Here is a 26,860-nt window from a genome sequence, read left to right on the forward strand (position 1 = left end):
CGCAGCCAACAACCCAAAGCACAATACAAAACCACCACCGACTTCCAAGCTGCCATGGGAGAAAACAACCTCGCCAAAGCCATGCGATTCGTCACACGCAAACGTCCATGCCTCTAAAAACACGCTCATGCATACGCGCTGGAGAATAATCAATCCGGCGATCTTTGAATCGACTTGGCCGATCCGTGGCGCGATGTTGCCGCCCAGACTGTGCCCCGCCACGAAAATGCGATTCGCGTCGATGCCCTCCGTTATGCGCAAACGCGCAACGGCGTTGAGCGCATCATCAACTGTTTCCTCTTTCACGGTCAGGCCGCGCATGGAAAGGAATCGGTTCGGAAAGACTTTGGTCGCCTTGTCGTATCGCAAGACAGCAACACCCTGCGCGGCGAGTCCCCAAGCCAGGTCTCGGAACGGTTTGTTCAGGCCGACGGTTTCGTCTCGATCATGTGGGCCCGAGCCATGAACCAACACAACCGCCGGACAAAATCCGGCGCGCTTCGCAGGCAGCGTGAGAGTGCCCGGCAAAGCCCATTCACCGTCGCCCACCTTGATTTCTGTTTCACGAACCGCGTTTGGTGCAACAGCGGCGGCGGCATCGGGCGCGGGCCGCTGGCCGGGAGAAAACCAAAGGCCGGTGACCTGATGGTCGCGATTGAAGACGACCTTGATGTCGAGAACGGCCCGCTCAAATTCGCAGGTGACGAAAACCATCTCGAAACCGGCCTGCTGCGTCGTGCGCGTGCCGAGTGTTTTCTTGAACGATCCGGCTTGCTCCGTCACCGAGCGCCACGTTTCGCGCATCTTTGGTTCGGGCATGGCGTTCTTCATGGTCGCGTCAAAGCACGCAACGGCGCCGGCGAAATCGTCGTTCGCCAGCAGGTCCACAAATTTTTCCGCGATGACTGGCAAGCCGGTTTGAGCTGAAGCTGGCTGGCTCTTCTCGTCGGAGCATCCCGATCCGGTGATGAGTACCAAACCGAATAATGCGGCTGTGATGGCTGGTATTTTCATGGCTTTCCCTTTCTCCCACTCCCATGTTTAGTTTGTTTTTCCCGGGTCATCCTCGATGACGACGGCCGTGCCGTAGGCGAGGATTTCCGCCGCCGCGCCCATGATCTGGCTCGTGCCGAAGCGAACGTCCACGACGGCGTTGGCGCCGAGGGCCGCCGCGCGAGCAGTCATCCGGTCGAGCGATTGTTCCCGCGATTCCGCCAGCAGTTTCGTGTATTCCTCGATCTCGCCGCCGACGATGTTCTTGCACACGGCGAGAATGTCCTTGCCGATGTGCCGCGCACGGACGGTGTTGCCCGTGACCATGCCGAGCGTCTTGACAACGCGTTTCCCGGCAATCGTGCTCGAAGTGGTCGTGATCATCGTTGAACCTCCTTGTATTTGTCCGTTTTTCTGGTGAACAGTTTCTCCCGCAAAACCGAAACAAAAAGAATCACGCCGCCGGCCAGCAACGCGAGGATGCCGCCTTTGACCAGCCACGGCATCTGTGCATCGGCCAGCAGCGATTCCACGGCCTTGAACCCGGCAAAAAACAACACGACCATCGCGCCGAGCGAAACGAGAATCCACGCGGCGCGGCGCTCAATGCGATTATAGACGTTGATCCAGTAACGGTCCCAGACTTCCTCCGGCGGATTGGCGAATTTGAGTTGCATGGTGACTTCCTTCAATTTTCGATGTTCATTCCATTCGGTTTGTCGCTCCGGCGAAGCGGCAAGCATCTGCTGGAACTCGGCTTGTTCGTCCGCGGAAAGCTCGCCGTCCAACGCGCCGGTCATCAGCCGGCGAAAGCCGTCCAGCTCGTGGTTGGTTGGCGAGTCATGTGTCATAGCAACCGATTCAACGTGTCCTTCAAATGTTGCCGTGCGTAAAAGAGCCGCGACATGACCGTGCCTTGGGGAATCTCCAGGCGCTCGGCGATTTCGGCGTACGAACAATCCTCGACCTCCCGGAGGATGAACACCTCGCGCTCCTCCGGCTTGAGCCGCGCGACGGTGCTCCACACGTGTTGCGCCAGGTCGCTGCGTTCGGCCAGCACCGCCGGATCGGCCTGGTCGCGGAGAGCCGCAGCCTGAACATCTTCAGCAGCCAAGGACTCAGTGGCCCGGTCAAGTTCACGAAAGCGGGATCGTTGCCGCAGATGGTTCAGGCACAGGTTGCGGAGAATCCGGTAATACCACGTGAAGAATCGCTGTTGCAGGTTGAAGCGCGGCATGGCCCGGTACGCCCGGACAAAGGCCTCCTGCGAAAGGTCCAGCGCGTCCTCGTGGTTGCCCACCAGTCCCAAGGCCGTGAAGTATGCCCGTTTCATATTCTTGCTGACCACGACGCCGAACGCCTGTGCGTCTCCGCGCCGGCACCGCTCCAAGGCCGCCCGTTCTTCCACTTCCAACGGCCCTTTCAGGTCGGTGTCTGCCAGTTGCATAGTTCGTCCCGTCACGAGTGATACACCCGGCGGGCGGATTTATTCAGCAAAAACGTGGGAGTCTCCCAGCCCAAACGCGGTGCGTCATATCGCACCGGCTGAATCCCGTCGAAGTCGTCTCCAGCGAGGCCGCGTGTGTGGAAGTGCTCACTAGCGCGAGCGTAACGCCGCAAACCGAAAACGCAAGCCGGCGACAGCCAGTCTCATCGCACCTTCACCAACTTGTAACGGATGCCCACGCCGCGTCTGGTGCTGTTGTCCACCCCCTCGAACTGGTAAACACCCATCGTATTTCCGCGTGTCCTGAAGGCGTTGAAGGAGCCGAACCCATCGCGATAGCTGTGTCCAAAGTTGGAAGCTGGCGCTTCATCTCTGACCGCATGATTAGCGTCCTTCTTGGCGAACACCTCAACGACTTTTTCGGGCGAGATCGTTTCCCACTCCTGGAGCTGACCGCCGAACTCTTCTTGCGTCTCGATCGTCATCATATCCCAATTCTTCTTGCCAAGATGCAACAGGACATCCAAGTCGCGAGCCTTGATCCATTGCTTCAGTTCGGGTGTGAGTTCCACAAAGGCGGGACCTTGATTCGGATGGAACTCCAGCGGGAAAGGCGGTTTGAAGGACTTCCCGGTTTCCAGGTCGAAGAACACCCAGCCTTGGTCATCGGCGTCTGGCGTCGCGAGCACCCGCTCGATCACCGGACCAAAGACGATGGGGCGCGATGTTCTGACCGCCTGCCTCACCTGCGTTGGTTGCGATGAGGGATTGATGAATTGAACGGCCACCGCGACGATCAGCCAGATTGCCGTATTGACGCCGCCAACAGCAATCGCCTGTTTCCCGAGCCGCGTCTCTCTCGACGGGATTCCAAGAGCGATGCCGAGCAATGCCGCCGCCAAGATCGACCAGACCAGAAACTCCGGCGGATGGGGAAAGAAACAAAAAGTTGTGATTCCCAAAACTCCACTCAAGCCGGAGAAAAACAGGGCAATGCCAGCAAGCTGTGAGTTGGCTGAATATCCCACCGGGCGTTTGCCCGTTTCGGCAGGCGGGACGCTCGCGTTCACCGCACGCCAGACCCGGCGGATTATCCAGAGGTTGAGCGGAATAATTGTCGCTACCGCCAGGAAAAACGCGAAGAGCGCACCGTTGCGAACCAGCATGTCGTCGAACGGGCGATTTACGTTGGCCGGGTTGGCGTGGAAATCGGCGTAAAACCTGAAAACAAACAGCCAGGCTCCGCCAACAAACGCATCCAACGCCAGCAGCGGGAACAGCAGCCCATCGAACAACGCGAGGCCAAGGCCACTCAATTTGCCGCGCGAATTGCGGATTTTATGAACCGCCAGCCAGCCGCATACCGTTGAAACAACTGCGGCAACAAAACCGAACTGCAGAATCGGAATCTCCCTTAGCGTTGATTTCAAATCGTTGCCGAGAAACGTCGAAACGCCGAACCAACCGAGGATTGAAAATATCAAGACGATCCAGGCGAAACCTACTTTGGCGGCGATTGGGACGGCCTTGGCACGGTCACCGGTTGGCGCCGCGGATCTGGCCGCACCCGACGACGAAGGCGCCCTGGCCGACCCGGCCAGCAAGCCAAGCACAACCAGCACCACGCTCAGTATCAGCACCAACACGGCGCCGAATAAGAGCTCATGAGGTCGCAGTTCCAACGTGCCTAGTTTGCGGAGGCCAATGATCAGGATGACCAGCGCGGCACCAAAACATGCGAGTTGCGCGAGACGGGCGGCGGTGTCATCGGGCATCAGATGTCGCCGCCACCAACCGGAGCGTTGCGGGGTTGCCGACGACGATGCAGGGAAGTTTTGGCTTTCTCCAACACCCGCAGATTCAGTTTGAGGCTCCTCACGTCGTCTCCTACTGGGATCAGGTGTTCCCGCGATCGTTTCCACCGCCGGCTTCAACTGCCCCTTTTCATCCAGGGTGGCAAGCCGATCCAAAGGCGCATTCCAGCCCCGGAACATGCCTCGAATCAGAATCACTGCCAGAAATGTCACGGCGCCTCCGATCAAGGAGCCCACCGAGGGCATCCCGAAGTGCGGTGCCACCAATGCCGCACACCCAACCCACGCAACGCCATAAATGCCGGCCAGCATGAACGAATCCCGCACAACGCCGGGCCGGTAAATGACGCGCTGACCGTTCCGGACGACCACCACTGGAGCGAACCATCGGTATCTTGTGGCGGCGGACGGCTGCGTTTTGCCTTGTGGCGACGCCGTCGCGGAGGTTGTCGGCTCATGGGTGATTTCCTCCACCGCTGTCTTCACCTGGCTGGCCTGCTGGTAGCGCAGTTCCGGTTTCTTTTCCAACGCACGCAACACTACTTCGTCAAGACGCACATCAATCTGAACTTTCCTGGACGGCGGTTCGATCGGTTTGCCGGGCAGTTCTCCGGTAAGCAATTCGTAGAAGACAACGCCGAGCGAATAAATGTCCGCGCGACTGTCCACCCGCTGCGGATCGGTTTTCTGTTCGGGCGCACTGTAACCGGGCGTGCCGACGGTCTGCTCGCCGGTGAGCGTGGTTTGGAGTTCCGGCTTTAGCCGGTCCGAGCCGCCTGAAGACGGGACTCCAAACGAAACGTCCGCGCTTGCACCCAGCATTTTGGCGATGCCAAAATCGGCGACCTTCACGCGTCCGTCTTTGTCGAGCAGCAGGTTCTCCGGCTTGATGTCGCGGTGGATGATGCCGCGGTCGTGGGCGAATTGCAGCGCATCGCACAACGGCGGCACGATGGCCAGCGCCTCCTCCGGCGTGAACTTCCGCGCGCGCAAAAGCAGCCGGAGGTTCACGCCGTCCACAAATTCCATGAGCAGGAAATAGAATCCGCCTGCCTGCCCGAAGTCATAAATGGTGACGATGTTCGGGTGATTCAACGCAGCGAGCGCCTGCGCCTCGCGCGTGAAGCGTTCGGCGAATTTCGCGTCGCCCACGCGCTCCGGCGCGAGGAGTTTCAACGCCACGAGCCGGTTCAGAGTCTTCTGCCGCGCTTTATAGACCACCCCCATGCCGCCACGTCCCAGACATTCGAGGATTTTCAGTTGCGGAAAATGCGGGGCGATTTGTTCTGGCGGCAGTGGCGGTTGCGCGGCGGGAAGGTCGTCGGTGAAAACGGTTTCCGTTTTCAGGTTCAACGCCATGAGACAATTCGGGCAAAGCCCAGCAGGCGCGTTCTCCTTGAGGGGCGCGCCGCACTGCGGGCAGATTGGCAATGATTCGTTGCTCATGCCCGTTACTTACCGACTGGCGGGAGATTGTTACACGGTGGGTTCATCTTATTTTCGGGCCAGTGCGGCGGCCAGATGGCGCAATTCTCCGTCCAAGTCTGCGCCGTCGGAGAGCGTTTGCGAGATTTCCTCCCGATAGACTTCGCGAAAACGCTTCCGCAGCCGATGCACCGCCACCCGCGCCGCGCCTGCGTTCACGCCAAGCCGTTTGGCCACCGCCGCGTAATCAATCGCCCCGCGCTCCGCCATGAGACAGGTTTTGAGGGCCTCAAAATCACCGGCCTTTCCTGCCACCGCGAATTCCTCACGCAATCGGCTCACCGTCAAATCCAGCAACGTCAGCGCCCACTGCTGATCGAAGGTTTCGTCCGCCGCGAGCGAAGGGGTGTCAAAGGCGTATCGGCTCTCGGCGAAGGCTGTGTCGAATTGAACCTGCGATTGGTCACCGCCGCGACGTTGCGCGGAGGCCCGCCGCCATTCCTTGCTCATGAAGTGTTTCAGCGCGACGATGAGAAACGTCCGCAGTTTGCCCTTGTCTGGATTGGCAGAATCAAGCCACCGCTTTTGGAGCAGCCGCCAAAAGAACTCTTGCGTGAGGTCTTGCGCATCATGGGGTGATTGACCACAACGGCGGACGTACGCGTAGAGCGGATACCAGTAGGCGCGGCAGATGTCTTCCAGCGCCGCCGCCGATTCGGGCGAAGGCCGTTGGGTTGCCGCCAGCACCACCGACCAGCGCGTGTTAGGAAAGACCCGCGGTGAAAGGTTGGATGACACCTGGCTCGTCATGCGGACATTCTATCCAAGTGAATTACCGGAAACGAGGCGGATGTTACAGGGGAGGTGCTGAAGCGACTCCGCTTTTCGGAACGGAGGGCATGCTACTCTTGGCCAGACTTCCCCCAGCGTCGCTTGTGCAATCCGTCAATAGTTCGGAAGTCAGCGCTATTGAGCCGGTACTGACACTGGTTTCGCGCCACGGCCGCCGTTACCGGGGCCCAATTCCAGGGTACGCCCTTCGTGCGTGGTTTCTGGCCGAGCGAAGCGGCCCACTTCAGCCGGGCAGAGCGTGTGCACGAGCAGGGACGAAAACCTATTTGCTCAAATCCATATAATACAAATCCTTGGCCTCTATCTTCATCCCGGGATTATGGCCCTGGATGGCAAAGTGACCGGATTTGAATTCGGCATCGTCATAGGTCATCACCAGCTTGTCATTGATCCAGAATTGAATGTGCGCGCCTACAGCCCGGATGCGGTAGCTAAACCATTCGCCGTCCTTGGTGAGTAGTTCGGTGGCTTTTCCGGTCGGCTTGCCCGGTTTCCACAACCAGCCGGTATAGGCATCCCCGCTGTTGCAAATCTGGGCTTCGTAGCCGCGCGGGAAACCATCCACATTGTCGGCCGGCGGGTTGGCGCGAAAATACAACCCGCTGTTGGCCTTGGCCCCTTGTTCGGAGATCCGGAACATGCCATTCACTTCCAGATCGGAGCAGGTGGCGTCGGTGTAAATGTGCCCCATTCCGCCAACGCCCACCAGCACGCCATCCTGGACTGACCAGGTTGCTTTGCCGTGGACAGTCCAACCAGTGAGGTCTTTGCCGTTGAACAAAGAAATCCATTTCGATTTGACTTCGCTGCGGGCCGCGCAGCCAATCATCATCACACCAACCAGTATGGTAAGAATTCTTTTCATGGTGATCACCATTCGTTTCACTTCTTTGCAATTGACCAAGTTCAGGCACTCGGTACTCCCCCAAGAGAACACGCACGAACCCACCGATCAATAACAAATCACTGCCAGAGAAATGAAATACCTGGGAAGCGATGGACGTCGAGCATGATCATTGAGCCGCAGCTTCACACGCCTGCGGGATGTGGGATGGGACCTTTCCGCGCCACGATGGTCTGCCACGATGGTCTGCTGCCGAGATACAGCGATTGCACCGTTCGAAGGAATAGGCTAACCATGCCGATGACAGCGGCTCAAACCATCACTCACATTGTGCGCGACGAACGGGGCACGGCGGAGTTCGACGCGCAAATCGCCCGGCAGGAGGAAGCAGCGAAAGCATTCCACGCCGCTAGCGGAGAAACTCCCCTGCAAAAGCGTTTGCAAAGTTCGACTCAATCGCGCTGAGTCTCCCGCTCCACCGGGACTTGCATGTGCCGCTGGCCATCACGCGCGGGTCGGGGTTGCGAGGCGTGGATGCGCTGACCTCACAAGAAAAGGACCCGACGAGAATGTTCGACGATCAACTGTTGCAAAGCGCCACCCAGCTTGGCCGCATTCTGTTCACGCGCGATCCGGACTTATCGGCGGGAGCCGCAAAAGCGATTGCGCAGAGGCAGAAACTTCTCGACGGTGACATTCGCCCGACAGACGAATGTTTCCAATGGCAGATGCGTTACGGACCTGGAAATCATCGCCAACTCGGCAACCTCTGAGGCAACCATGAACCAAGTGGTGTACTTGCCGCTCTAAAACGTCGTCAGCCTCCCCAATTCTCTGACGCGCTGCTCGATGTGCGCACGTCGGAGCTTCGTCGTGCGATTCAAGCCGAACCCTTCGCAGCAGAACGACGCCACGACGGTGCCATAGACGACGGCGCGGCGCAGGTTGGCGTCAATCGAACCGCGCCCCGTCGCCAGATAGCCCATCATGCCGCCGACGAATGAATCGCCCGCCCCCGTCGGATCGATCACGCGCGGCAGCGGAAACGCCGGCGCGATGAAGACACCTTTTGGCCCGGAAACAATCGCGCCATGCTCGCCCTTCTTGATGATCACGTACTTCGGGCCAAGCTGGTGAAGTTTTTTGATGGCGGTCACGACGTTGTCAGCCTTGGTGAGTTGATAAGCCTCACTGTCGTTGAGCACGAAGCAATCAATCCGTTTCAGCAATTTGAGCAAATCTTTGAGCGCGATGTTCAGCCACAAATCCATCGTGTCGGCGGCGATGAATTTTGGCCGGCGCATCTGGTCGAGCACATGAAGTTGCAGCGCCGGAGCGATGTTCGCCAGCAGCACGAAGGGCGAAGCCTGATACGCCTGGGGCAACGTGGGGGTGAACGTTTCGAAGACCCCCAGTTCCGTCAGCAGCGTCCGGCGATTGTTCATGTTGGTTTCGTATTCGCCCGACCAGTGAAAGGTCTTGCCGGGCAGCCTCTGCAAACCTTCGAGATCAATACCGTGCCGGCGGTAAAGCTGGACGTAACGCTTTGGAAAATCATGCCCAACCACGCCGACGAGTTTGACCGGCCCAAAGAAACTGGCCGCCACCGCCGCGTGACTGGCGGAGCCGCCCAACAGGCGCGGATTTTCGGCCTTTGGAGTTTTGATGGAATCGAGGGCTGTCGAGCCGACAACAAGAACGCTCATACAAATTTCAAATTGCGAGTTTTCTAAAAGCGAAGATTACGCTGCCAGCCAAACGCGGGCAAGCCCTTGCTCGTGGCAGCCCATGTGAGGAGGCTCTAACTGATTCGTCATGCTCAGTTCAGGATTTGATTTGAGCCTCCTCACGTCGGCTGCTACGCCAACCTCCGCCGAAACTCAGCGCATGTTTTCGTTACGTCGGGTGCATTCAAAATGGCAGAGACGACGCATACGCGTTTCGCGCCTGCGGCCAGAACGTCGTCGAGATTCGACAGCTTGATCCCACCGATGGCGAACCAGGGAATCTGCACGTTGGCCGCCGCCCAACGAACGTATTTGAGCGTGACCGCTCTCGCCGTCGGCTTTGTGCCCGTGGCAAAGACCGGCCCGATAGCAAGATAATCAGCGCCCGCGGCAAGGGCGCGCCTGGCCTGTTCCGGCGCATGAGTGCTCAAGCCTACTCGAAGTTGAGAGTTGGAGGTTGAGAGTTGAGAGACGTTCGTGAAGCCGGCGTCAAAAAAATCCTCCTGACCCAAATGACAAAGCTCCGCGCCAACTTCGCGCGCAATCTCCAAATGATCATTGATGACCAAACCAACACCGGCGGCCCGAGTGACCGGCAGGATTGCCTCGGCCATGTGCCGGATTTCGTCGAGCGAAGATTGTTTGGCGCGAAGCTGAATGAGGTCCGCACCGCCTTCACAAAGTTCCCGCGCCACGAGTTCCGGCGACCGCCCGCGCAGATAAGCGGTATCGACAAACGCATAGAGCCGGCAGTCAGAGAGTGGTTTCATTTCAATATCATCGAACCGCGACGTAGCCGCCGACATGAGGAGGCGGATTCCATGTCAAATCACAGCCTTCTGTCCGCCTCGTTACCTCGGCGGCTACTTCTTGATTGGGCTGCTACCGCGTCTTTGCAAACATGACCCGCCACAACCATGACCAGCGCGGCGCCAGAAACACCAGTGCGTTTTGCAGTCCCGGCGCGAACATCATCCGCTGAAGCCACGTCGCCCACACGAGCCGTCGCGTAAATGCTTCGTCGCAACGGCGCGCGATGGTTTGTTGCGCTTCTGACCACGAAATTTCACCCTGACTGTAAGCCGCCAACGGTTTAATGGCGATTTCCGCCGACTCGAAGGCCATCGACATGCCGTTGCCCGTCACCGGCGGGATCATGGTCAGTGCGTCGCCAACACAACACTCCGTTCGGTTGGTCGCGTGTTGGGCCGTCAACAGCAATCCCGCGACGGAACAAAACGAGTCCAAGTCAAATTCCGCTGACGCCAACCGGCGTTGCAGGAGTGAATCCGCCGGGCCACGCAATTGCTCCTGCCACTGCGCCGGTAAATCCGCGGCGTTCGTGTGCCGACGGAACAAACCGCACACGTTGACCTCCGTCTCGTTCAACCGGCAGATCCCGACGTAGCCGTTGGGTGAGACGTGCATTTCCAGGTCCGCTTTGATTTGGACATTTCGCGCGTGAGCTTTCAACCCAAACCAGCGCCAGCCGTTGACGACTGGCTGAAGCCGTCGCCCGCTCGCGCGCACGACGCCGTCGGCGGATTGATCGTCGCGCCACCGGTGGTTTTCCCTCAACTCACCACCAAGTTCATGGAATTGTTCCGCCAGCAAACTGTCCACGGTGTAACGCGACAAACAAAGGGCAGGTTGCGGCAGGTGGCGAGGTGGCGATTCAACTTTGGACGCGAAGAAGGCCGCAGTTCGCGCCGGTTGCGCGCCAGCTCGAAGAAAAAGTTCGCGCAAACCCAGCCGCGCGAGCGTTGCCTGCCCCCGCCCGCTGATGAATTCGCCGCAAACGCGATGGCGCGGATAGCGCCCCGCTTCCCATACCGTCGCCGGCACGCCGCGTAGGCGCAGACCAATGCCCAACGTTAAACCGGCCAGCCCGCCGCCGACAATCGTGATGGGTTTGGAAGCGCTCATGACCAAACAACTTCATTCATTTCGCGACGCAGCGAACAAGTGGCTAAACAATCCAGTTGCTCCCTCACTCAGCTTCCATTTGGCTTCGTCTGGCCACAGGGTCGAAAGCTCATTGCCTGTGAAACCCGCGCGCACGCTGATCACCGCGTCGTGCCGGGTGACCGCGTTGCACCCAATCAAACCCAGCAAATGGCTCACCGTCCACGGCAGCAAGGTGCGACGCGGCTCGCACGCCACAAACAATTTAGTGTTCGCCGCGGCGCGACGCAACAGCTCGGACAATTGTTTGTCGGAGAAATGGTGCAGAAACAAATTGGCGACGATCGCTTCATGTCGGTCCGAGGTCCCGGAACGCAGCCAGTCGAACACGTCCGCCTTCACCACCTCGAGTTCCCAGTCCAAAGCATGAAAAGCGTCGCGAGTCTCCTTGCCGACCAGGCTCTGCTGGTCCACAAGAATCACATCCGCGCGCGGCCGATGCGGTGACAGTCGTTGCGCCACGCTCAGCAACAGCGTTCCGTCGCCCGCGCCCAGTTCCACGAGTCGTCCACAGTTCGCGTTCGCTTCAGTATTGAGAAGTTGTTGCGCGATGATCTCCGCGTGGCGCATCAAGCGGTTGACCCGCTGCAAATCCTTCCGCGACCTCACCGCCCGTGGATCGTCCGGCGGCAATTCATCCAGCAATTCCGGTTCAACGATGCGTTTCATTCTGTGATCCGTAATGGGTGATATGTAATTCGTCCCTTCGCTTTTGCTCACGCATCACGCATCACGTATCACTGTTTATTCCACCTCCAGCAACGCTCCGTGGCAACTGAATCCCGCGCCGAACGACGACAGCCACCAGAGTCCGTCCGGCACGTTGTCCGCCAAGGTCGCCTGCAAAACAAAATAGACACACGGGCTGCTGATGTTGCCAAACTCGCGCAACACCGCCGCGCTGTGACGAACGTCGGCTTCGGACAATTTCAGTTTCTTACGCAACGCGACCAGCACTTCGCGGCCACCGGCGTGCCAGACCCAGGCGCGAATCTGATCGCGACTGACTTCGGCTGACGCGAGCACATCATGCAACACGTGCTCCGCGGCCTGGGCGGCCGCCGCCGGTACTTGCGGCGTGAGAATGTTGCGCAGCATTCCGCCGCGTTGCTCGAAGCGCAACAGGTCGCGATCGGAGGGGGAAAGCATGGTGCTCGAAGTTTTCCATTTTACTTGGCGGCGTTTGGGATTGGGCTGGCTGCTCAACACCGCTGCGCCCGCGCCATCGCCAAACAGACACGCGCTGACGAGCACGCCTGGATCATTGTCGAGATAGAACGCCGCGCTGCACACTTCCACGCAAATTGACAACACTCGTTGACAGCGACCCGAGGCGAGCAAGGCTTCCCCGGTGCGAAGGTTTGGAATTGCCGCGCCGCAACCTTGCCCGACCAAATCCAGACACAGCGCATCGGCGCGCAACCCCAGACGCTCGCTCACATAACTCGTGAGACCCGGACACAAATAGCCGGTGCAAGTGCTGATGATGACAGCGTCGATCTCTTTCGCCGACAGACCAGCCTCTTGCAATGCGCGTTCAGCAGCTTGCGTAGCCAGTGCCGGGGCATTTTTAGTGAAGCGAGTGTGGAGCGCATCGGGCGTCAGATCGAACACTTCGGTCAGCGAATCGAGCGCGAGGCGGCGGGAGTCAATGCCGTTGTTGCTGCAGAGGACTTTCTTGATGATGGCCCGCGACCGGAGGTTGAGCCGCGAAAACTGCGGCGCATATTGAGCCGCCTCCCAACATTCAATCTGGGTGTAACGTTTCGGCGGTGTGGCCGTTCCCAATCCGGTAATGAACATGACGAATTGTAACGCAGAGCCGCCGTCGTGCAAATCGGGAAGCGAATCCGCCAACGCAATCGCAGATCGCCGGCAAGTATTGCTTCGTTGTTTACATGGGCAACAAATCCGCCACCAACGTCTTTTCCTCCTTCAACTCGTTGACCGAGGCGTCGATCTTCGCGCGACTGAACTCGTTCAGCGGCACGCCTTGAACGATCTCCAATTTCTTCCCGTTGCTGCGGACCGGGAAGGAACAGATGAGTCCCTGCTCGATGCCATAGCTGCCGTCGGAACAAACACAGACGCTGTGCCTGTCGCCGGCGGGCGTCGGGTTGAAAATGGATGCGACGCTGTCCACGATGGCGTTCGCAGCGCTGGCCGCGCTGGACAGGCCGCGAGCTTTGAGGACGGCTGCGCCGCGTTGTTGCACAGTGGCGATGAAATCGCCTTTGAGCCAGGCCTCATCTTTGATGAGTTCGGTTGCAGGTTTGCCGTTGACCTTCGCGTTGTAGAAGTCTGGGTACTGCGTGGAGGAATGGTTGCCCCAGATGGCGACGTTGGAAACCGCAGTGATATCGACGCCGGCCTTTCTAGCAAGCTGCGATTTGGCGCGGTTCTCGTCGAGCCGGGTCATGGCAAAGAAATGATCGCGTGGAATGTCCTCGGCATTGTTCATGGCGATCAGACAATTTGTGTTGCAGGGATTGCCGACGACATGAACCCGCACGTCGCTGGCCGCGTTTTTCTGAATCGCCTGGCCTTGCCCGATAAAAATCTTACCATTGATGCCGAGCAGGTCCTTTCGCTCCATTCCCTGTTTGCGCGGCACGCTGCCGACCAACAGCGCCCAGTTCACGCCGCGAAAGCCCTCGTCCAAATTGGCAGTGGGCACGATACCTTTCAGCAACGGAAACGCGCAGTCGTCCAGTTCCATGACCACGCCGTTGAGCGCGGGCAATACCGGCTCGATTTCGATGAGGTGAAGTATGATGGGCTGATTCGGGCCGAACATCGCGCCCGAAGCAATACGGAATAACAGCGAGTAACCGATCTGACCGGCAGCGCCCGTGACAGCGACGCGAATGGGAGTAGTGCTCATAATGTATTCATCAATCGTGCGGAGTATGGGAAGCAGACAGAACAGAATCAAGCGGGAAGGATTTCGAAATATCACCAGCCTTCACCTCTCCGGAGCGAAGCTGCCCCAGGTAGCCGGTTCAAAATCGGTGATCTACGACGTAGCCGCCGACGTAACGAGGCGGCCAACAGACTGCGAGACTCCAATGAATCCGCCTCGTTACCTCGGCTACCTCGTGAACGGGCGGCTACGCGCCCAGAGCAGCACGGGTGCGTTTCACCAAATCGTTGTCCGCCCCACCTGAGCCGCGCAAGTTGAACACGCTGGCCGCGAGATAGCGGTCGCGCCACGCCGGCGACACGTTCTGGTAATCTTCCAAAACCGCCGAGCTGAACTTGTAGTCGTGCGCATTGTTGCCTTTCAAAAAAATCAGACGGCGGGCGGCAGCAATGAACTCCTTCGCCTGCGGGTTTTCCTTTAGATAGGCCAACACTTTTCGCGCGGCCAGCATCCGCTCACCGCTCACGTCGGCAAAAATCTCCTCGATACCTTTGGCGCCGGATGCTTTGAGCGCAGCGGGTTCGAGTTGGTCAATTCGCAAACCTCTTCCGCGAATGGCATCGCCGCGGAACAGGGTTGAAAAAGCAGCCGCCTGCAACAAGAGAAGTCGGCGACTGAGATCGTCACGACTAGTTTCAAATGCGAAATGAAGCGCATTGGCCGAAGTGACCGCGTGCAAAGAAACAATTCCGGGCCGGCGCATCAGCCACTCGCCGCCAGCGTCGAAGAAGGCGTCCCAAAGTGATTGAGGCGCGTTACCACGATTGAGCAATTCCACTACTTTGTCGCACGCTTCGTCGGGCGAAGCGTCACGCAGGGTCGCCAGCATTTCGGTCGTCGCATCGGGGTCGGCTTTGCCTTGGAGCCAGTCGCCACGAATTTTGGCGGCCAGGGTTTGGTTCCGTCGCCACGGACGATCGGGCGCAGCGTTTCGTTTGGCCGGATTCTCTCCATCATGGTCCAACAATGCGTAAGCGAGCGAGCGCAAGACGGGCTCGGCATGTTGCCAGCCGATGAACTGCAACGTGCGCCAACTGTTGGCCACATAAATCGCCTTGTGACCGATCTCTCGAAAATCGCGCGCGCCGTAGCGGCAGAAAATCTCGAACACCTCGCGCGGTTCGGCGGCGCGAGCCAGGCCGACAACCGCCGCGTCTGCGCCCGCCTCGTCCCAGTTGTCCATTGCTTCAGCGAATGCGTGCCGGGCCTTGTCGGCCGGCGGCACTTTGGATTCCTCCACCGGCCCCATCGTCCAATTGCCTTCGCGCACGTCCTGCGCCTGCGAGCTTTTGAACTGGTCCAGCGCCCAGAAGATCGGCAGCCAGCGGTCGGAATCGGGCGAACTGATGCTGGCCAGATGCGCCGAGTTGACTACGAGCACCGCGTGAAACTTGAAACCGACGGGTCGCGGTTGAATATTCCGCACGCCTGCCAGCAACAGCCCAGCCAGCACATCGCGATACGCCAGACCTCTCTGGATTCGTGCGCCGACTTCCTCCAACAACTTTTCCCGTGGCGTGTCTTCGAGCAGGCGAACCAGCGGCTCAATTCCCGAATCGAAGCGAACAATCTTTGGATCGAGCTTCGCCTCCGCCGCAGAAACCGACGGTAGCCGCGACAGGAATGAGAAGTCGCCCAAGCCCAGCGCGGCGCCAGTGGCGCCTGTCGCCTTCAAGAATCTTCTGCGTGTGACTGATAGTCTCATGGCTTGGTTCACGACAAAAAGCGAAACGACTTTGGAATCCTTTGGAGTATTGCGCGCCGGTCTCGTAACAGCAAGCAAAGGTTGGTTGTGGTTGAGGCCTTATTGAGGGAGTGCTTGGTAAGAGAAACACCGCGGGCCGCACTTCCACGCCGTCAAATAAGGCGTCCGTTGCAATTCTGGCGCCGTAGTAACGATACTTTGCCCGTCCGCCACAAGCCGTCACCAATTCGTTTCACCTTTTTTTTCAGGTGAATGCTGCCGCCGCTGGTACGTAAGCATACAACCGGTCCGCCGCCGTTGATCTTGCCATGCAACTCGCTGGATTTGTGTTCACCCGCGACGGTAACAGGCAATTCGGTGACGACCCGGCCGCCGCTGGTTTTTGCGTCGAGATCCACCGCCACATTTTCCGCGCAGTCCAATCGGATGCTGCCACCGGACGTTTCCAGATGACAATCTGCTTTTGGCTGGCCCGTCAAGTGGACGGAAACCGAACCGCCTGTCGTTTTGGCGACAACGTCGCCGTGAACTTCGCCCGCTTCAATGTTGCCCCCGGAAGTTTTGGCCGTCACTTTGCCGTGAGATTTCTTGATGCTGATGTTGCCGCCGGAAGTTTTGGCCTCGGCGCTGCCCTCGGCCTCACCGATCTCGATGTTTCCGCCCGACGTCTCCGCGACAACCGCGCCTTTGGCTTTATCCAGCCGGACTGAACCGCCGGAGGTGCGCGCGAATACATTATCGCCCACTTCGCCAATCTGAATGCTGCCGCCGGATGTACGCACTTCCACTTCGCCGGAAGCACTCGTCAACGAAATACTACCGCCCGAGGTCTTGCCCCACACCGGCCCGTCGATTCTTGCCAGTTTCAAGCTGCCGCCGGAGGTTTGAGCGCGAACGGTGCCCGTCAGATCGGCTTGTGTGATGCCGCCGCCGGCGGTCTTGAGGTCCACGTTGAACTTTTTGGGAATGGAAATTTGATAGCGCACCTGCAGACCGGAGCCGCCACGATTAAACAATCCGCCTGTGGCCCCTTGGAATTTTGCGCTGACCGTCACCAGATCTGCCTGCTGTTCAAAAGTCATCTCGTGTGCCTTGAAAATCTCGTCGGCTCGTGACTGACTCAGGCCGCGCAGCTTGCGAAACACCTGCACTTCGACTTTGTCCGTCTCGCCGGTGGTCACGTCGATCGCGCCGCGGTCGGCGTCCACAACCAATTTGCCACCGGGGCTGGCCGGAAACGATTTCTTGAGGTTGTTGTCGTATTCGCCAAGGGCAAATGCAGTCGCTGCGGTGAACAAAGCTCCCACCAACAGCCCGGCCCGTGTGATTTTAAAAACATTTGTTTTCATATTTAATTCTAAACGGTTTGTTCGATGCTCTACCAAAAGACACAGATTCGGCGCAGTTTGTTGCAGGAAACTTTCCGCCTTACTTTCTCGCTTCAGGAATCACATTCAGCGTGACCCGCTTGCCGTCGCGGAGAACAACGATGTTGAGTGGCTGGCCGATTTTGGCGGCGTCCAGTGCGTAGGTGTAATCGTAGATGTTGGCGATCTTCTGGCCGGCAAATTCCACAATCACGTCGCCGCCCTTCAGCCCACCCTTGTCCGCCGGGCTGCCGCCGCGAACGCCGGAGAGTTTCACCCCGGCGACCTCGGCGGTGTAGTCGGGAATCGTGCCGAGATAAACGCGCAAATTATCTCGCCCGCCGCCGGCGCTTTCAGCGCGCTGAACGCTCAGGTAGTCTGGTCGCGCGGACTCTTTTGCGAGATCGGAAATGATGCCCTCGGCAAAACGCGTGATGCGCTCCAGCCCGGCGTAATTCAACGTGTCAGCCCGGTCGGTTGGGCGATGATAATTCTCGTGACTGCCAGTGAAACAATTCAAGACCGGCACGTGCTTGGGATAAAACGCCGTCACGTCCGTCGGCAGATACGGGTCTTCCTGCACGATGAGGTTGAAACCGGCAGCGACGTTGCGCTTTTCAAGCAGTCGCCGCCAGACGGACGACGAACCCGCGCCTTGCACAACGAGTTTGTTTTCACGAAGTCGTCCCACCATGTCAAAGTTCAAACACGCGACGATGTTCGACAATGCCACCTCGGGATGCTCGGCAAAGTATGACGAACCGACCAAACCCATCTCTTCACCAGACCAGAGCGCGAGGATGACACCGCGCCCGAAATTTTCCGGCTTTTGCTTTCGCTCGGCAGCGAGGGCGGCGGACAATTCCAAGACCGCGGCGACGCCTGATGCGTTGTCGTCCGCGCCGTTGTGAATCTGGCCTTCCTCCTCTTTTCGTTCCAGCGAACCGGACTCACCACGTCCCAGATGATCGTAATGCGCGCCGACTAAAATGTAATCCGTCACGCCTTTGGCCGGCGGCAGAACGGCAATCACATTGCGGTCGGTTTTCTTGAGGTGCTCCACCGACGCGGCGACTTTGACTTTGACGCCAGGGACGAGAAAACCACCTTCGGCGTGGGGGTTTTCTGTGTCGAGCGCCGATTGTAATGATTTCAACTCCTTCCCTGAACCGGCGAGAATGGCGTCAGCGACATTGGTGCCGATGGATGCGCCCACGATGCCGGAGCCTGCCAAACTACTGTCAAAAGAAAGTGGCGCCAGCGCACCGGCATTGGGCGAGGTGTGACCAGTCACGACCAGCACTGCTTTCGCGCCGTGCTCGCGGGCAATCATCGCTTTGTAGCGCAAGGCGGCGTAACGATTCAGTTCCTGCCGGCGCTTCGGCTCAACACCTTCCGGCACGTAGCGCAGCACCATCACGATTTTGTTGGTCACGTCGAGACCGGTGTAAGAATTGTAGCCTTCGCCCGCTTTGCCGGGCACCGACAAACCATAACCGGCGAACACCACCTCGGCCTCAACTTCGCCGTTGTCCGTGAACGAAAGTGGACGAAAATCCTTTTCGATGACGAATGTCTTTGGAGTCGATGGAACCGAAGCTTGGACCACCGCAAACGTGTTTTCGTTGGTGACGATCCGGACGCCGGAGTTGAAACTAAAACTTTGGAAAAAAGTGTTGTTGTCGCCGAACGGTTTCAGTCCCGACTGGCGCAGCGTTTCGGCAATAAACTCAGCCGCCAATTGACTGCCGCGCGTGCCGGTCATTCGGCCCTCGAGCGCATCCGACGCCAGATAACCAACCTCGGCCCGCAAATCCGGAACAGTGATGTCCGGAGAGAGTTTTGTCGCTTTGGATTCCGCGCGTGTAACTGTCGGTGTCTGACTCGCTGTTTGAAGCTTTGTTGGACTGCTGCGCATTGGCGCCGCGCCGAGTGATGCCAAGGCGTGTTCATGATTCCAGTAGGCCAGGAAAAGTTGGGACTTGCCGTCCGGCGTGCGGCCGGATGTCCAGCAAAGTTGCTTGCCATCCGGCGAGAACACCGGCAATCCGTCAAAGCCATCCGTGAACGTGACGCGGACAGGTTCGTGTTTGCCGGCGGCATCGACGAGAAACAGTTCGAAATTCGAAAAGCCGAGTTTGTTCGCCGTGAAGATGACGTATTTGCCCGACGGATGAAAATACGGCGCCCACGACATGCAACCAAAGTCCGTCAACCGCCGCTCATCCGAGCCATCCAGCTTCATCGTATAAACGTCCGCGATGGTGCCGGTCTCGTTGAACCGCCGCCAAATGATGCGCTTTCCGTCCGGCGAAAAGAACGGGCCGCCATCGTAGCCCGGTGTATGCGTCAGGCGGCGCTGGTTCGAGCCATCGGCCTTCATGATGTAGATTTCGCCGAAGTAGGATGGATCGGTTTCGAGATGTTTGCGCTCGGCAGCGGAGAGTTTGTTCGTCGGGTAAGCGTCGCGCAGCGAGGTGAACACAATCTTTTTGCCATCGGGCGAATAACTCGCTTCGGCATCGTAACCGAAGGCGTCAGTCAGTCGCCGCAGATGGCTGCCGTCGCGATGCGCGGAAAAAATGTCCATCTGCTCGTCGTAGTCCCAGGAGTAGCGGCGTTCCTTGCCCGACGCGCGGAAATCGAGTTCGGTTTTTTGTTTGGCCTTGGCTTGCGGGTCGAGATGAGTGGAGGCGAAGAGAACTTCGTCCGAGCGCGGACGGAAAAAACCGCAGGTTGTTTTGCCGACACCGGGCGAAACGCGGTGGCTCTCGCCGGTTGCCAGGTCGAGAATGTAAATCTGGTAAAAGGGATTGTCCGCTTCGCGTTCGCTTTGAAAGATCAACGCCTTGCCATCGGGCGAAAAATAACCTTCGCCGCTGCGGCGGCCTTCGTAAATCAACTGGCGGGTGTTCGACAGAAACGATCCTTCATTGTTCAGATTGGTCTCCGCTGCGTTCGCAGTCGCGCAGAGCGACAGGAGGAAACAAATGTTGGCGGCGATTGGGAAATGAGTCAGCTTCATCAGGAAAAAGTCGTCTGGCGGTGAACCACGCCCGGCAAACCGATCAAAGCGTCCAGCCCTTGCGATATTGACGATGGATGATGCGGTCGGCTTCGGGACAGTTCTTCGCCTTGAGTTTGACGGGGTCCCAAATCAATTTCTTGCCGACGCGGTAAGCCACGTTCCCAAGGTGATTCGCTTCGGTCAACCAGCCGGAATACTCGAAGTTTGCGCTGCAGGATTTGCCAGTGCGGCAGGCTTGCAACCATTCGTTGTGATGGCCGGACACGCGGGGGATCGTCGATGCGGGGCGTTGGAAACCGGCGAAATCCTTTTCCGGCAGCAAGGTGTGCTTTCCGTAATCGGCGAGGATCATTCCTTTGCTGCCGATGAACAGGCAGCCGCTGTCCCACTGCGGGATGCCGCCGCTCTTCCAGATTTCCGGTTTGTTTTCGCCTTGATGCCAGGTGAGTTTCACCGGCGGCAACTCGCCGCGCGCGCCGTATTCGTAGGTGGCGCTCATCGAGGCGGGCGCGATTTCCGGATGCGGCGGCGGACCGCTCGCTTCGATGGTGAGCGGGGCTTGCAACTTGAGCGCCCAAAACGGGAGATCGTTCCAATGGCTGCCGAGATCGCTCATCGTGCCGTTGCCGAAGTCCCACCAGCGATACCACTTCGGGCCGGGGAAATAGACCGCGTTGAACGGCCGAAACGGCGCCGGGCCGAGCCACAAGTCCCAATCCAATCCTTACGGCACGGGGTGCGATTCCGTGGGCCGCTCGACGACCCAGACGATGTCGTTGTGTCGCTTGGCGTCCGCCTCGCTCTGCCAACCCCACGCGCGGCCCACCCACACATGCGCCTCGCGCACCGGGCCGATGATGCCGCTCTGCACGAGTTCCACCACCTGCCGGTAATTCTCCGTGGCGTGAATCTGGATGCCCATCTGCGTGGCGACCTTGGCCTTCGCTGCCGCCTCGCGAATCTTGCGCGCCTCCCAGATGTTGTGCGTGAGCGGCTTCTCACAATAGACGTGCTTGCCGTGCTTGAGCGCGAGCATCGTTGCGAAGGCGTGGGTGTGTTCGCACGTGCTGACCACGACGGCGTCGAACTCGTTAGCGTGATCAAACACCTTCCGGAAATCGGCAAACTTGCGCGCTTTGGGAAACTTCGCCGCGGCCCGGTCCAGGTTCTTGCCGTTCACGTCGCACAGCGCGACGATGTTTTCGGAAGCCACGGATTCGAGATTGCTGCCGCCGCGTCCGCCCGCAGCGATGACGGCGATGTTGAGTTTGTTGTTCAGGTTTTGCCCGCGCAGGAACGCCGGCGCGACGCCAGTGGCGACGGCGGTGGCGAGAATGGTGCGGGTGAATTGTCGGCGCGTGAGGAGGTTGGGTTTCATAAATTGGTTTGGATTCGGCGGTGCAGCGCTATGGTTAGGCATTCGGTGAAAAGTCATCGCCGCCACTTTCAAGAATCCAGAAATCAAATTCCAGCAAGTCCCGCGATGCACCTCGTGTGTCATCTTCAATCTTCACAATCCTTGCGGCAGCATAGCGAGAGGCGTGATTCTCGAACACGACAATCTGCCCAATTCGTGGAGTGCGGACGCGGGACGTAAAATCAAGCAGGCTGGCATCTGAAATGGCCGAAAGCTCGGTGCCCATCGGTGCAACCGCGAGGACAAGATTGGTGCTGTCCGAATAGCAGTGAACCGAAGTGTTGCCCGCCTTCGACCAATGAGTCAGAAACTCGCAATTGCCACTACCAAGACGGAAGAAACCGTTATGGCTTGAGTAGTCGAGTGCGGCTCTGCCTGACATCGCTGGGTTCGACGGGTATTGGGCAGTCGCTCGATGTAAATGGGTCGATAAATCATGCGATCGGCGCGCGACAACTGCATACCAGTCATCACGCCGCTGGATCAGCTCCTCTCTGTGATATGGAGTGCTTCCAGATGGATGCCGTGGATTGAACGCCATCACTTCAGCGTGGCAGTCGGGACACAATGGAATGCAGTTCTCGAACGTATCGGGACCGCCATCTGCTTCAGGCAGAATGTGGTGGCACTGAAGTCGGGTGTGCTTTCGCTCATGGCATAAGCAGCAGTGTCGCTGACAGGCGACCAGGGCTCGCAGACGCACATCGAGTGGAAAGGGCATGTCAGTCTTTGCCTAACGTCCAACTCAGGCACGCGGGGCTGATGACGTAATCCGCGATAGCGGAACTGGAGAGGCCATCCCGCGTTGCCTGCAGCCATTTACATGCTTTCATCTCGCTTCAAGTGACTCAAATGCGAATCATAAAATACCCACCGCCCACCAGGGCAGCACTCCGCAAAATATGACCAGATGAGGTCTGTATAATCAGGTGCTCCTTCGATGAATGCAACGGCAGTCTCAAAACAAGGGCGCTCCGCGAAAACCTGCCAACCTTGCCCAAACTCAACTCGATAAATTACCTCCCCACCTTGACTTGCAGCTTGGCGAGTAGCGAAGTCAAAGAATGTCTGAAGTTCCCGCTTAGCCAACTGGAAGTCGCAAGCTCGAAGCTTCACTCTCCAATCCTCAGGTATATCTATCCGAACGGACGATGGCGCGGCTGGGATTTGGCGAAGCTCCTTCATCCAATCTTCAGGATCTGTGCTTGCTGGCGGATGACTTTTTTTCTTGAAGGGCCACATATAGCACCTAACTATTCATGTACGACTGGTTGTTCGTGTATTGGAGTTGGCGGAATGAACACCAACTCCGGGCAGCGTATCCTTCAGGCCGCCGCGTCCGCCCGCGCCAATGATCGCGATATTGAGTTTTTCGTTGAGCGATTTTCCACGCAGCAAAGCGGGACTGGCGAAAGTGGCGACGCCGGCAACAAGTGCAGTCGAACGCAAGAATTGACGACGAGTGAGGTAGTTGGGCGAAGCGAACCGTGTTGTGGTCATGCCTGTTCCCTACGCTTTACGCCTGCCCTTCACAAGGAGATTTTGTCACCACACACGAGCAGCCGCGCCGTGCGTTCAGTTGTTCACTCTGGCGCCAGTCTTCTTCAATGCGGAGACCTGCCCGCCCTTCGGTGAGTTCCCCTTCAAATAAATATTGATGAATGGTGCGAAGCGCTTCGGACCATCGTTGTCTTTCTTCACCATGTTCACCAGTGGAGTGAAATCGCGGATCTTGTTGTTTTCCAAAAACAGATAGTAGAGGCCCATCAAACCGTCGAGCGGAGCGATGTCGGAAATGGAATTGTTGTTCAGGGACAGCGAGGTCAGGCTCGTCAAGCCGTTGATGCCTTGAATGCTCTTGATCTGGTTGTGGTCGAGATACAGAGAGGCAAGCTTGGGAAACTTGACGACCGGCGAGATGTCGCTGATCTGGTTTTGAGAAAGATAAAGGGAGGCCATGTTGGTGAGTGCGCTCAACGGCCGCAAATCCTTCACGCGATTGCGCGACAGCTCGATGTATTGCAGGGCCATGACACTGCTCAAGGGCGAGATGTCCTCGATCTGGTTGTCCGCGAGGTTCAAGTATTGAATCTTCGTCAATGTTTTGAGCGGCTGCAGGTCGGTGATTTTGTTTTTCGCCAGGTCGAGTGAGGCGAGGTTCTGGCATTTTTCCAAACCGGTGAGGTTCGTGATGCCCATGCCGTTGCCTTGAATGGTGGAGAGGTTGACGAGGTCGGCTTCGACTAACGGCTTGTCGTTGTCGCGTTTCTCAAAGACAAATTTGCGCACGGCTTTCTCCAGATTGGCGTCGGAAAAAATCGGCGCGTTCGTGTCGGCGGATTGAGCAGGCGAACAGATGCTGCCCAGCAGAACGGCAGCGAGGGAGATTCGACTGAGTTTTCCAACGATGTTTTTCATAACCAGTATCGTGATTGAGAGCCGTGTTGTTTGCCTATGGTTGTAATTTGAAGAATTCGTGGTAGAAATGTTCAAGAAAAATATGGATACGACAGAATTGGTTAGTGCAGACGGCTCTTCGAGTTTGAACGAAACCAGCCCCCACGGCCTCAAACCCCCAATGAAACAGGGCCAATGGAAGCAACGCTCTTTGAAATGGTGGCGCGAGTCCATCAAGCCCATGCTCATTATCGTGCTGGTCATGTTCGCGTTCCGCTCCGCGATCGCGGACTGGAACGATGTGCCAACCGGCTCCATGAACCCGACCATCATCGAAGGCGACCGCGTGTTCGTGAACAAGCTCGCTTACGATCTGAAGATTCCGTTCACCCGTTTGCGCGTGACGCAATGGGGAAATCCGAAGCGGGGCGACGTCGTGGTTTTCTTCTCGCCCGTGGATGAGATCCGGCTCGTCAAACGCGTCGTTGGTTTGCCGGGCGATCGCATTGAGCTGGCGAACAACCAACTTTTGGTCAACGGCGAACCGGTCAAATACGAACCGCTCGATCAAAAAATCATCAACGAAATTCCAGCGAACCAACAATCGCAACATCAGTTCGCCACCGAACTTCTGGCGAAACATCCGCACCCGGTGATGGCGACGCCCTTGCGTCCGTCCGCTCGTTCGTTCGGGCCGATCACCGTTCCCGCCGGCCAGTTCTTCATGATGGGGGACAATCGCGACAACAGTTTTGATTCCCGATTTTACGGTTGCGTGGAACGGAAACGGATTGTCGGTCGCGCTTCCGCCGTGGTGATTTCACTCGACCACGAAGACTACTACCTGCCGCGCTGGCATCGATTTTTCACCGGCCTGCCTTGAGGATGGGATTGGTTACTTCAACACGATTCCGAAAAGCCGAACCCACCCCCAACCCCTCCCAGGAGGGGAGCGACGCACGATGTGATGTTCCTCTCCTGGGTTAGGGGTGGGTACCTTCCAGGAAAGTATTCTGACGTCGCTCTACCTCCGCAGGTCCTCTTCTCTCAGCGAGATCGCGGGAAAATATTCCCCTTTCCGTTCGCGCTTCCACCAAAGCCCGGTCGCTTGGCGCGTCGCAAAGTCCGTGAAGCGATAATCATAAAACTCAGCGCGGATGAAACGCGGCGGCGCATTGGGAAACGGATTCTTTTCGAGCAACGCCAGCACGTTGGGCGAACCTTCCAACAAACGCAAACAGAGATTGATGAACCACGGATTGTCGCGATACCGGCTCAGCGCGGCAAACCACATCTGCCAGTCCAACCGCGGTTGATGCGGGGCAACAAACACGGGCCGCCGTTTCGGGTCGCCCGGTTTGTATTTGAATTCGTAGGGCAGCCAGTTCTTTCCGTCATTGCTGCCTTCGATTACGATTTCCAATCGCGACCCCGTCATGATGGCGAACAACCCATAAGTATTCACACTGCGAAAGGGCGCAAGCCAGTTGGCGACGTACGCGATGGGCGACGGCCAAGCCATCTTCGGGCGCAACATTGAAAGCAATTGCATCAGCGTGATGAGCAGTATGACCGCCGCCAGTGGCGCGACCACCCAGCGTGGCCAACGGAGGAAGGAGTTGAGAGTTGAAGGTTGAGAGTTGAGAGCTGAAAACCTCGGTCGCCATCTCCTCGGCGTCATTCTCCGCAAGGCGACATCGTCAAGCAACAACAGACACAACGCAATGGTCAGCAGATTGAAGAATGTGTAATTGCCCGTGGCAGCGATGAGCAGTTGAAAGCCGATCAGCACCACGCAACCGAACAGCCGCAGCCGGCGCGGCGCAAAGATCAGGAAAGGCACGGCTAGTTCGATCACGAACATGATGACAGCGGAAGATTTTTGCGCCCAGAGGGGCAGTTGATGCGCGTACCAGCCAATCCATGTCGGCAACGGCTGGGTTTCGTAGTGCACCGTGAGCGCGGTCAGATTTCGCCACAGCACATCGCCGCTGAACAGCTTCACGCAACCCGACTCGAACATCAGCCGAAACAACAACCACCGCAACAACCACAAAACGATTCGACTCTGTGGCGCCTCGCGTTTCAAACCTGGCCACAGTTGGAGCGGCGCGCAGAAGATGGCGAGGAAACCAGTTTCCAAAAGGAGTATGTCCCACTGAAATCCGAGGAAGTCACGACAGACGACGCTCAATGACAGATAAACGAGCCACAGCAAAAACAAACAGGGCGCCGGAGCAATGCCGATGATCAATACGACTGCGAGCACGGTTCCGGTGGCGCAAAGGAAATGCAGAAAGCCATCGCTGGCACTCATCCAACACAGAGTGGGCAGCAAATGGAAACGATTCAGGCCCACGTCCTGCTGATCGAAGTATTTTTCCGCGGCCTCCATCATTTGTGCGGCGGGCAGGATGCCCTGATGACCGATCAAGCCGCTGATCTGCGTCCAGAGCGAAACGAATGCGATCAAGTAAATGACGCCGAGCAATCGCAGAAAGACCCAGCGGACCAGCCGGTGCGTTGGGAGTTCGATTTCATTTCCCCAAGCAAGTCGGGTCAACGCCGAGAACACGGTGCGATGCTTCGCTACGAAGCGATAGGAGCACTCCGTGATTGGCGCGACGCCGGGAATTTTCTGAAACAACCACAGCGGCCAGCGCGTGCACAAATTGTAAGCCAGCGAGCGAAACACCGCGTCGGCGCCGCCATAAACGCGTCCGTCGGTCTCGATGAGTTGCACTGCCTCCTCAAATTGTTCGCGCGCCAGTTCTGGAAACCGCGCCGGGACTTGTGGGTCTTGAAAGGGAAGGTAGTCAACTCGATCTCCGGTAGTTTGCCGCCAGCGATTGATCCAGAAGCGGCAAAACCTGCAGTCGCCGTCGAAGATCATCAGCGGCTTTGCCGGCGCTGTGGCGACTTGTGGTGCGGGAGTCACGGCAAAGTTTTAGCCTGA

Annotated in this window: 23 protein-coding genes and 1 pseudogene; 3 read left to right on the plus strand and 21 right to left on the minus strand. The window is 58.0% G+C overall.

Going from position 1 to position 26,860, the window contains the following annotated elements; translation table 11 throughout:
• From HY298_03470 to HY298_03500, 7 genes are all read right to left on the minus strand, one after another.
• Positions 1-1,014 (minus strand): DUF3887 domain-containing protein (locus tag HY298_03470; GenBank protein ID MBI3849342.1); only part of this gene is annotated, 1,014 nt, incomplete at its 3' end.
• 27 nt (positions 1,015-1,041) lie between these two features.
• Positions 1,042-1,377 carry a YbjQ family protein gene (locus HY298_03475; protein MBI3849343.1) on the minus strand — a complete coding sequence of 112 codons (336 nt, stop codon included), beginning with the start codon at positions 1,375-1,377 and terminating at the stop codon, positions 1,042-1,044.
• Positions 1,374-1,844: a hypothetical protein gene (locus HY298_03480; protein MBI3849344.1), complete on the minus strand. Its 471-nt coding sequence runs from the start codon at positions 1,842-1,844 to the stop codon at positions 1,374-1,376. Before HY298_03480 ends, HY298_03475 begins: the two co-directional genes overlap by 4 nt.
• Positions 1,841-2,440: a sigma-70 family RNA polymerase sigma factor gene (locus HY298_03485; protein ID MBI3849345.1), complete on the minus strand. Its 600-nt coding sequence runs from the start codon at positions 2,438-2,440 to the stop codon at positions 1,841-1,843. Before HY298_03485 ends, HY298_03480 begins: the two co-directional genes overlap by 4 nt.
• A 203-nt stretch (positions 2,441-2,643) precedes the next feature.
• Entirely contained in the window at positions 2,644-5,700 is a 3,057-nt protein-coding gene (locus HY298_03490; protein ID MBI3849346.1) for a serine/threonine protein kinase, read from the minus strand.
• Positions 5,701-5,748: 48 nt separating this feature from the next.
• Entirely contained in the window at positions 5,749-6,489 is a 741-nt protein-coding gene (locus HY298_03495; protein ID MBI3849347.1) for a sigma-70 family RNA polymerase sigma factor, read from the minus strand.
• A 304-nt stretch (positions 6,490-6,793) separates the two neighbouring features.
• The gene (locus HY298_03500) at positions 6,794-7,396 is read right to left on the minus strand and encodes a DUF1080 domain-containing protein (protein ID MBI3849348.1); all 603 of its coding nucleotides are present in this window, start codon (positions 7,394-7,396) and stop codon (positions 6,794-6,796) included.
• A 273-nt stretch (positions 7,397-7,669) separates the two neighbouring features.
• Between HY298_03500 and HY298_03505 the strand changes: the two genes are divergently transcribed.
• The gene (locus tag HY298_03505; protein ID MBI3849349.1) at positions 7,670-7,840 is read left to right on the plus strand and encodes a hypothetical protein; all 171 of its coding nucleotides are present in this window, start codon (positions 7,670-7,672) and stop codon (positions 7,838-7,840) included.
• Positions 7,841-7,866: 26 nt separating this feature from the next.
• Entirely contained in the window at positions 7,867-8,148 is a 282-nt protein-coding gene (locus HY298_03510) for a hypothetical protein (GenBank protein ID MBI3849350.1), read from the plus strand.
• A 33-nt stretch (positions 8,149-8,181) separates the two neighbouring features.
• On the opposite strand, the gene HY298_03515 is transcribed toward HY298_03510, so the two are convergent.
• The 13 genes and pseudogenes from HY298_03515 to HY298_03575 form a co-directional block, all read right to left on the minus strand.
• Entirely contained in the window at positions 8,182-9,081 is a 900-nt protein-coding gene (locus tag HY298_03515; GenBank protein MBI3849351.1) for a sugar kinase, read from the minus strand.
• Between the two features lie 152 nt (positions 9,082-9,233).
• Positions 9,234-9,872 carry a thiamine phosphate synthase gene (gene thiE, locus HY298_03520; GenBank protein MBI3849352.1) on the minus strand — a complete coding sequence of 213 codons (639 nt, stop codon included), beginning with the start codon at positions 9,870-9,872 and terminating at the stop codon, positions 9,234-9,236.
• A 112-nt stretch (positions 9,873-9,984) separates the two neighbouring features.
• Entirely contained in the window at positions 9,985-11,028 is a 1,044-nt protein-coding gene (locus tag HY298_03525) for a hypothetical protein (protein ID MBI3849353.1), read from the minus strand.
• 12 nt (positions 11,029-11,040) lie between these two features.
• On the minus strand, positions 11,041-11,736 hold the full coding sequence (locus HY298_03530; protein MBI3849354.1) for a methyltransferase domain-containing protein: 696 nt from the start codon (positions 11,734-11,736) through the stop codon (positions 11,041-11,043).
• Between the two features lie 75 nt (positions 11,737-11,811).
• Complete coding sequence (locus HY298_03535) at positions 11,812-12,870, minus strand: stilbene synthase (protein MBI3849355.1); 1,059 nt, start codon at positions 12,868-12,870, stop codon at positions 11,812-11,814.
• Between the two features lie 91 nt (positions 12,871-12,961).
• On the minus strand, positions 12,962-13,951 hold the full coding sequence (locus HY298_03540; GenBank protein ID MBI3849356.1) for a malate dehydrogenase: 990 nt from the start codon (positions 13,949-13,951) through the stop codon (positions 12,962-12,964).
• 226 nt (positions 13,952-14,177) lie between these two features.
• Positions 14,178-15,695, minus strand: a complete 1,518-nt coding sequence (locus HY298_03545; protein MBI3849357.1) for a twin-arginine translocation signal domain-containing protein — start codon at positions 15,693-15,695, stop codon at positions 14,178-14,180.
• A gap of 152 nt (positions 15,696-15,847) precedes the next feature.
• Positions 15,848-17,044: a hypothetical protein gene (locus HY298_03550; GenBank protein ID MBI3849358.1), complete on the minus strand. Its 1,197-nt coding sequence runs from the start codon at positions 17,042-17,044 to the stop codon at positions 15,848-15,850.
• Positions 17,045-17,123: 79 nt separating this feature from the next.
• The gene (locus HY298_03555; protein MBI3849359.1) at positions 17,124-20,087 is read right to left on the minus strand and encodes a M20/M25/M40 family metallo-hydrolase; all 2,964 of its coding nucleotides are present in this window, start codon (positions 20,085-20,087) and stop codon (positions 17,124-17,126) included.
• 43 nt (positions 20,088-20,130) lie between these two features.
• Positions 20,131-21,468 (minus strand): annotated as a pseudogene (locus HY298_03560) (Gfo/Idh/MocA family oxidoreductase).
• A gap of 34 nt (positions 21,469-21,502) precedes the next feature.
• Positions 21,503-22,228 carry an HNH endonuclease gene (locus tag HY298_03565; protein MBI3849360.1) on the minus strand — a complete coding sequence of 242 codons (726 nt, stop codon included), beginning with the start codon at positions 22,226-22,228 and terminating at the stop codon, positions 21,503-21,505.
• A gap of 536 nt (positions 22,229-22,764) precedes the next feature.
• Positions 22,765-23,007, minus strand: a complete 243-nt coding sequence (locus tag HY298_03570; GenBank protein ID MBI3849361.1) for a twin-arginine translocation signal domain-containing protein — start codon at positions 23,005-23,007, stop codon at positions 22,765-22,767.
• A 75-nt stretch (positions 23,008-23,082) separates the two neighbouring features.
• On the minus strand, positions 23,083-23,925 hold the full coding sequence (locus tag HY298_03575) for a leucine-rich repeat domain-containing protein (GenBank protein MBI3849362.1): 843 nt from the start codon (positions 23,923-23,925) through the stop codon (positions 23,083-23,085).
• 160 nt (positions 23,926-24,085) lie between these two features.
• Between HY298_03575 and lepB the strand changes: the two genes are divergently transcribed.
• The gene (lepB, locus tag HY298_03580; GenBank protein ID MBI3849363.1) at positions 24,086-24,787 is read left to right on the plus strand and encodes a signal peptidase I; all 702 of its coding nucleotides are present in this window, start codon (positions 24,086-24,088) and stop codon (positions 24,785-24,787) included.
• A 141-nt stretch (positions 24,788-24,928) separates the two neighbouring features.
• Here lepB and HY298_03585 read toward each other — a convergent pair whose 3' ends face one another.
• On the minus strand, positions 24,929-26,842 hold the full coding sequence (locus HY298_03585) for a lipase maturation factor family protein (GenBank protein MBI3849364.1): 1,914 nt from the start codon (positions 26,840-26,842) through the stop codon (positions 24,929-24,931).
• Positions 26,843-26,860 lie beyond the last annotated feature (18 nt).

The organism is Verrucomicrobiota bacterium (assembly GCA_016200005.1).
In the GTDB taxonomy this organism is placed as follows: domain Bacteria; phylum Verrucomicrobiota; class Verrucomicrobiia; order Limisphaerales; family PALSA-1396; genus PALSA-1396.

What these genes read in the sequence shown, in the direction of transcription:
- HY298_03500 (MBI3849348.1), bottom strand. Translation starts at nt 7,396, where the DNA reads ATGAAAAGAATTCTTACCATACTGGTTGGTGTGATGATGATTGGCTGC.
- HY298_03545 (MBI3849357.1), bottom strand. Translation starts at nt 15,695, where the DNA reads ATGAGACTATCAGTCACACGCAGAAGATTCTTGAAGGCGACAGGCGCC.
- HY298_03475 (MBI3849343.1), bottom strand. Translation starts at nt 1,377, where the DNA reads ATGATCACGACCACTTCGAGCACGATTGCCGGGAAACGCGTTGTCAAG.
- HY298_03575 (MBI3849362.1), bottom strand. Translation starts at nt 23,925, where the DNA reads ATGAAAAACATCGTTGGAAAACTCAGTCGAATCTCCCTCGCTGCCGTT.
- lepB (MBI3849363.1), top strand. Translation starts at nt 24,086, where the DNA reads ATGAAACAGGGCCAATGGAAGCAACGCTCTTTGAAATGGTGGCGCGAG.
- HY298_03485 (MBI3849345.1), bottom strand. Translation starts at nt 2,440, where the DNA reads ATGCAACTGGCAGACACCGACCTGAAAGGGCCGTTGGAAGTGGAAGAA.
- thiE (MBI3849352.1), bottom strand. Translation starts at nt 9,872, where the DNA reads ATGAAACCACTCTCTGACTGCCGGCTCTATGCGTTTGTCGATACCGCT.
- HY298_03515 (MBI3849351.1), bottom strand. Translation starts at nt 9,081, where the DNA reads ATGAGCGTTCTTGTTGTCGGCTCGACAGCCCTCGATTCCATCAAAACT.
- HY298_03490 (MBI3849346.1), bottom strand. Translation starts at nt 5,700, where the DNA reads ATGAGCAACGAATCATTGCCAATCTGCCCGCAGTGCGGCGCGCCCCTC.
- HY298_03565 (MBI3849360.1), bottom strand. Translation starts at nt 22,228, where the DNA reads ATGCCCTTTCCACTCGATGTGCGTCTGCGAGCCCTGGTCGCCTGTCAG.
- HY298_03525 (MBI3849353.1), bottom strand. Translation starts at nt 11,028, where the DNA reads ATGAGCGCTTCCAAACCCATCACGATTGTCGGCGGCGGGCTGGCCGGT.
- HY298_03495 (MBI3849347.1), bottom strand. Translation starts at nt 6,489, where the DNA reads ATGACGAGCCAGGTGTCATCCAACCTTTCACCGCGGGTCTTTCCTAAC.
- HY298_03540 (MBI3849356.1), bottom strand. Translation starts at nt 13,951, where the DNA reads ATGAGCACTACTCCCATTCGCGTCGCTGTCACGGGCGCTGCCGGTCAG.
- HY298_03480 (MBI3849344.1), bottom strand. Translation starts at nt 1,844, where the DNA reads ATGACACATGACTCGCCAACCAACCACGAGCTGGACGGCTTTCGCCGG.
- HY298_03550 (MBI3849358.1), bottom strand. Translation starts at nt 17,044, where the DNA reads ATGAAAACAAATGTTTTTAAAATCACACGGGCCGGGCTGTTGGTGGGA.
- HY298_03530 (MBI3849354.1), bottom strand. Translation starts at nt 11,736, where the DNA reads ATGAAACGCATCGTTGAACCGGAATTGCTGGATGAATTGCCGCCGGAC.
- HY298_03555 (MBI3849359.1), bottom strand. Translation starts at nt 20,087, where the DNA reads ATGAAGCTGACTCATTTCCCAATCGCCGCCAACATTTGTTTCCTCCTG.
- HY298_03505 (MBI3849349.1), top strand. Translation starts at nt 7,670, where the DNA reads ATGCCGATGACAGCGGCTCAAACCATCACTCACATTGTGCGCGACGAA.
- HY298_03535 (MBI3849355.1), bottom strand. Translation starts at nt 12,870, where the DNA reads ATGTTCATTACCGGATTGGGAACGGCCACACCGCCGAAACGTTACACC.
- HY298_03570 (MBI3849361.1), bottom strand. Translation starts at nt 23,007, where the DNA reads ATGACCACAACACGGTTCGCTTCGCCCAACTACCTCACTCGTCGTCAA.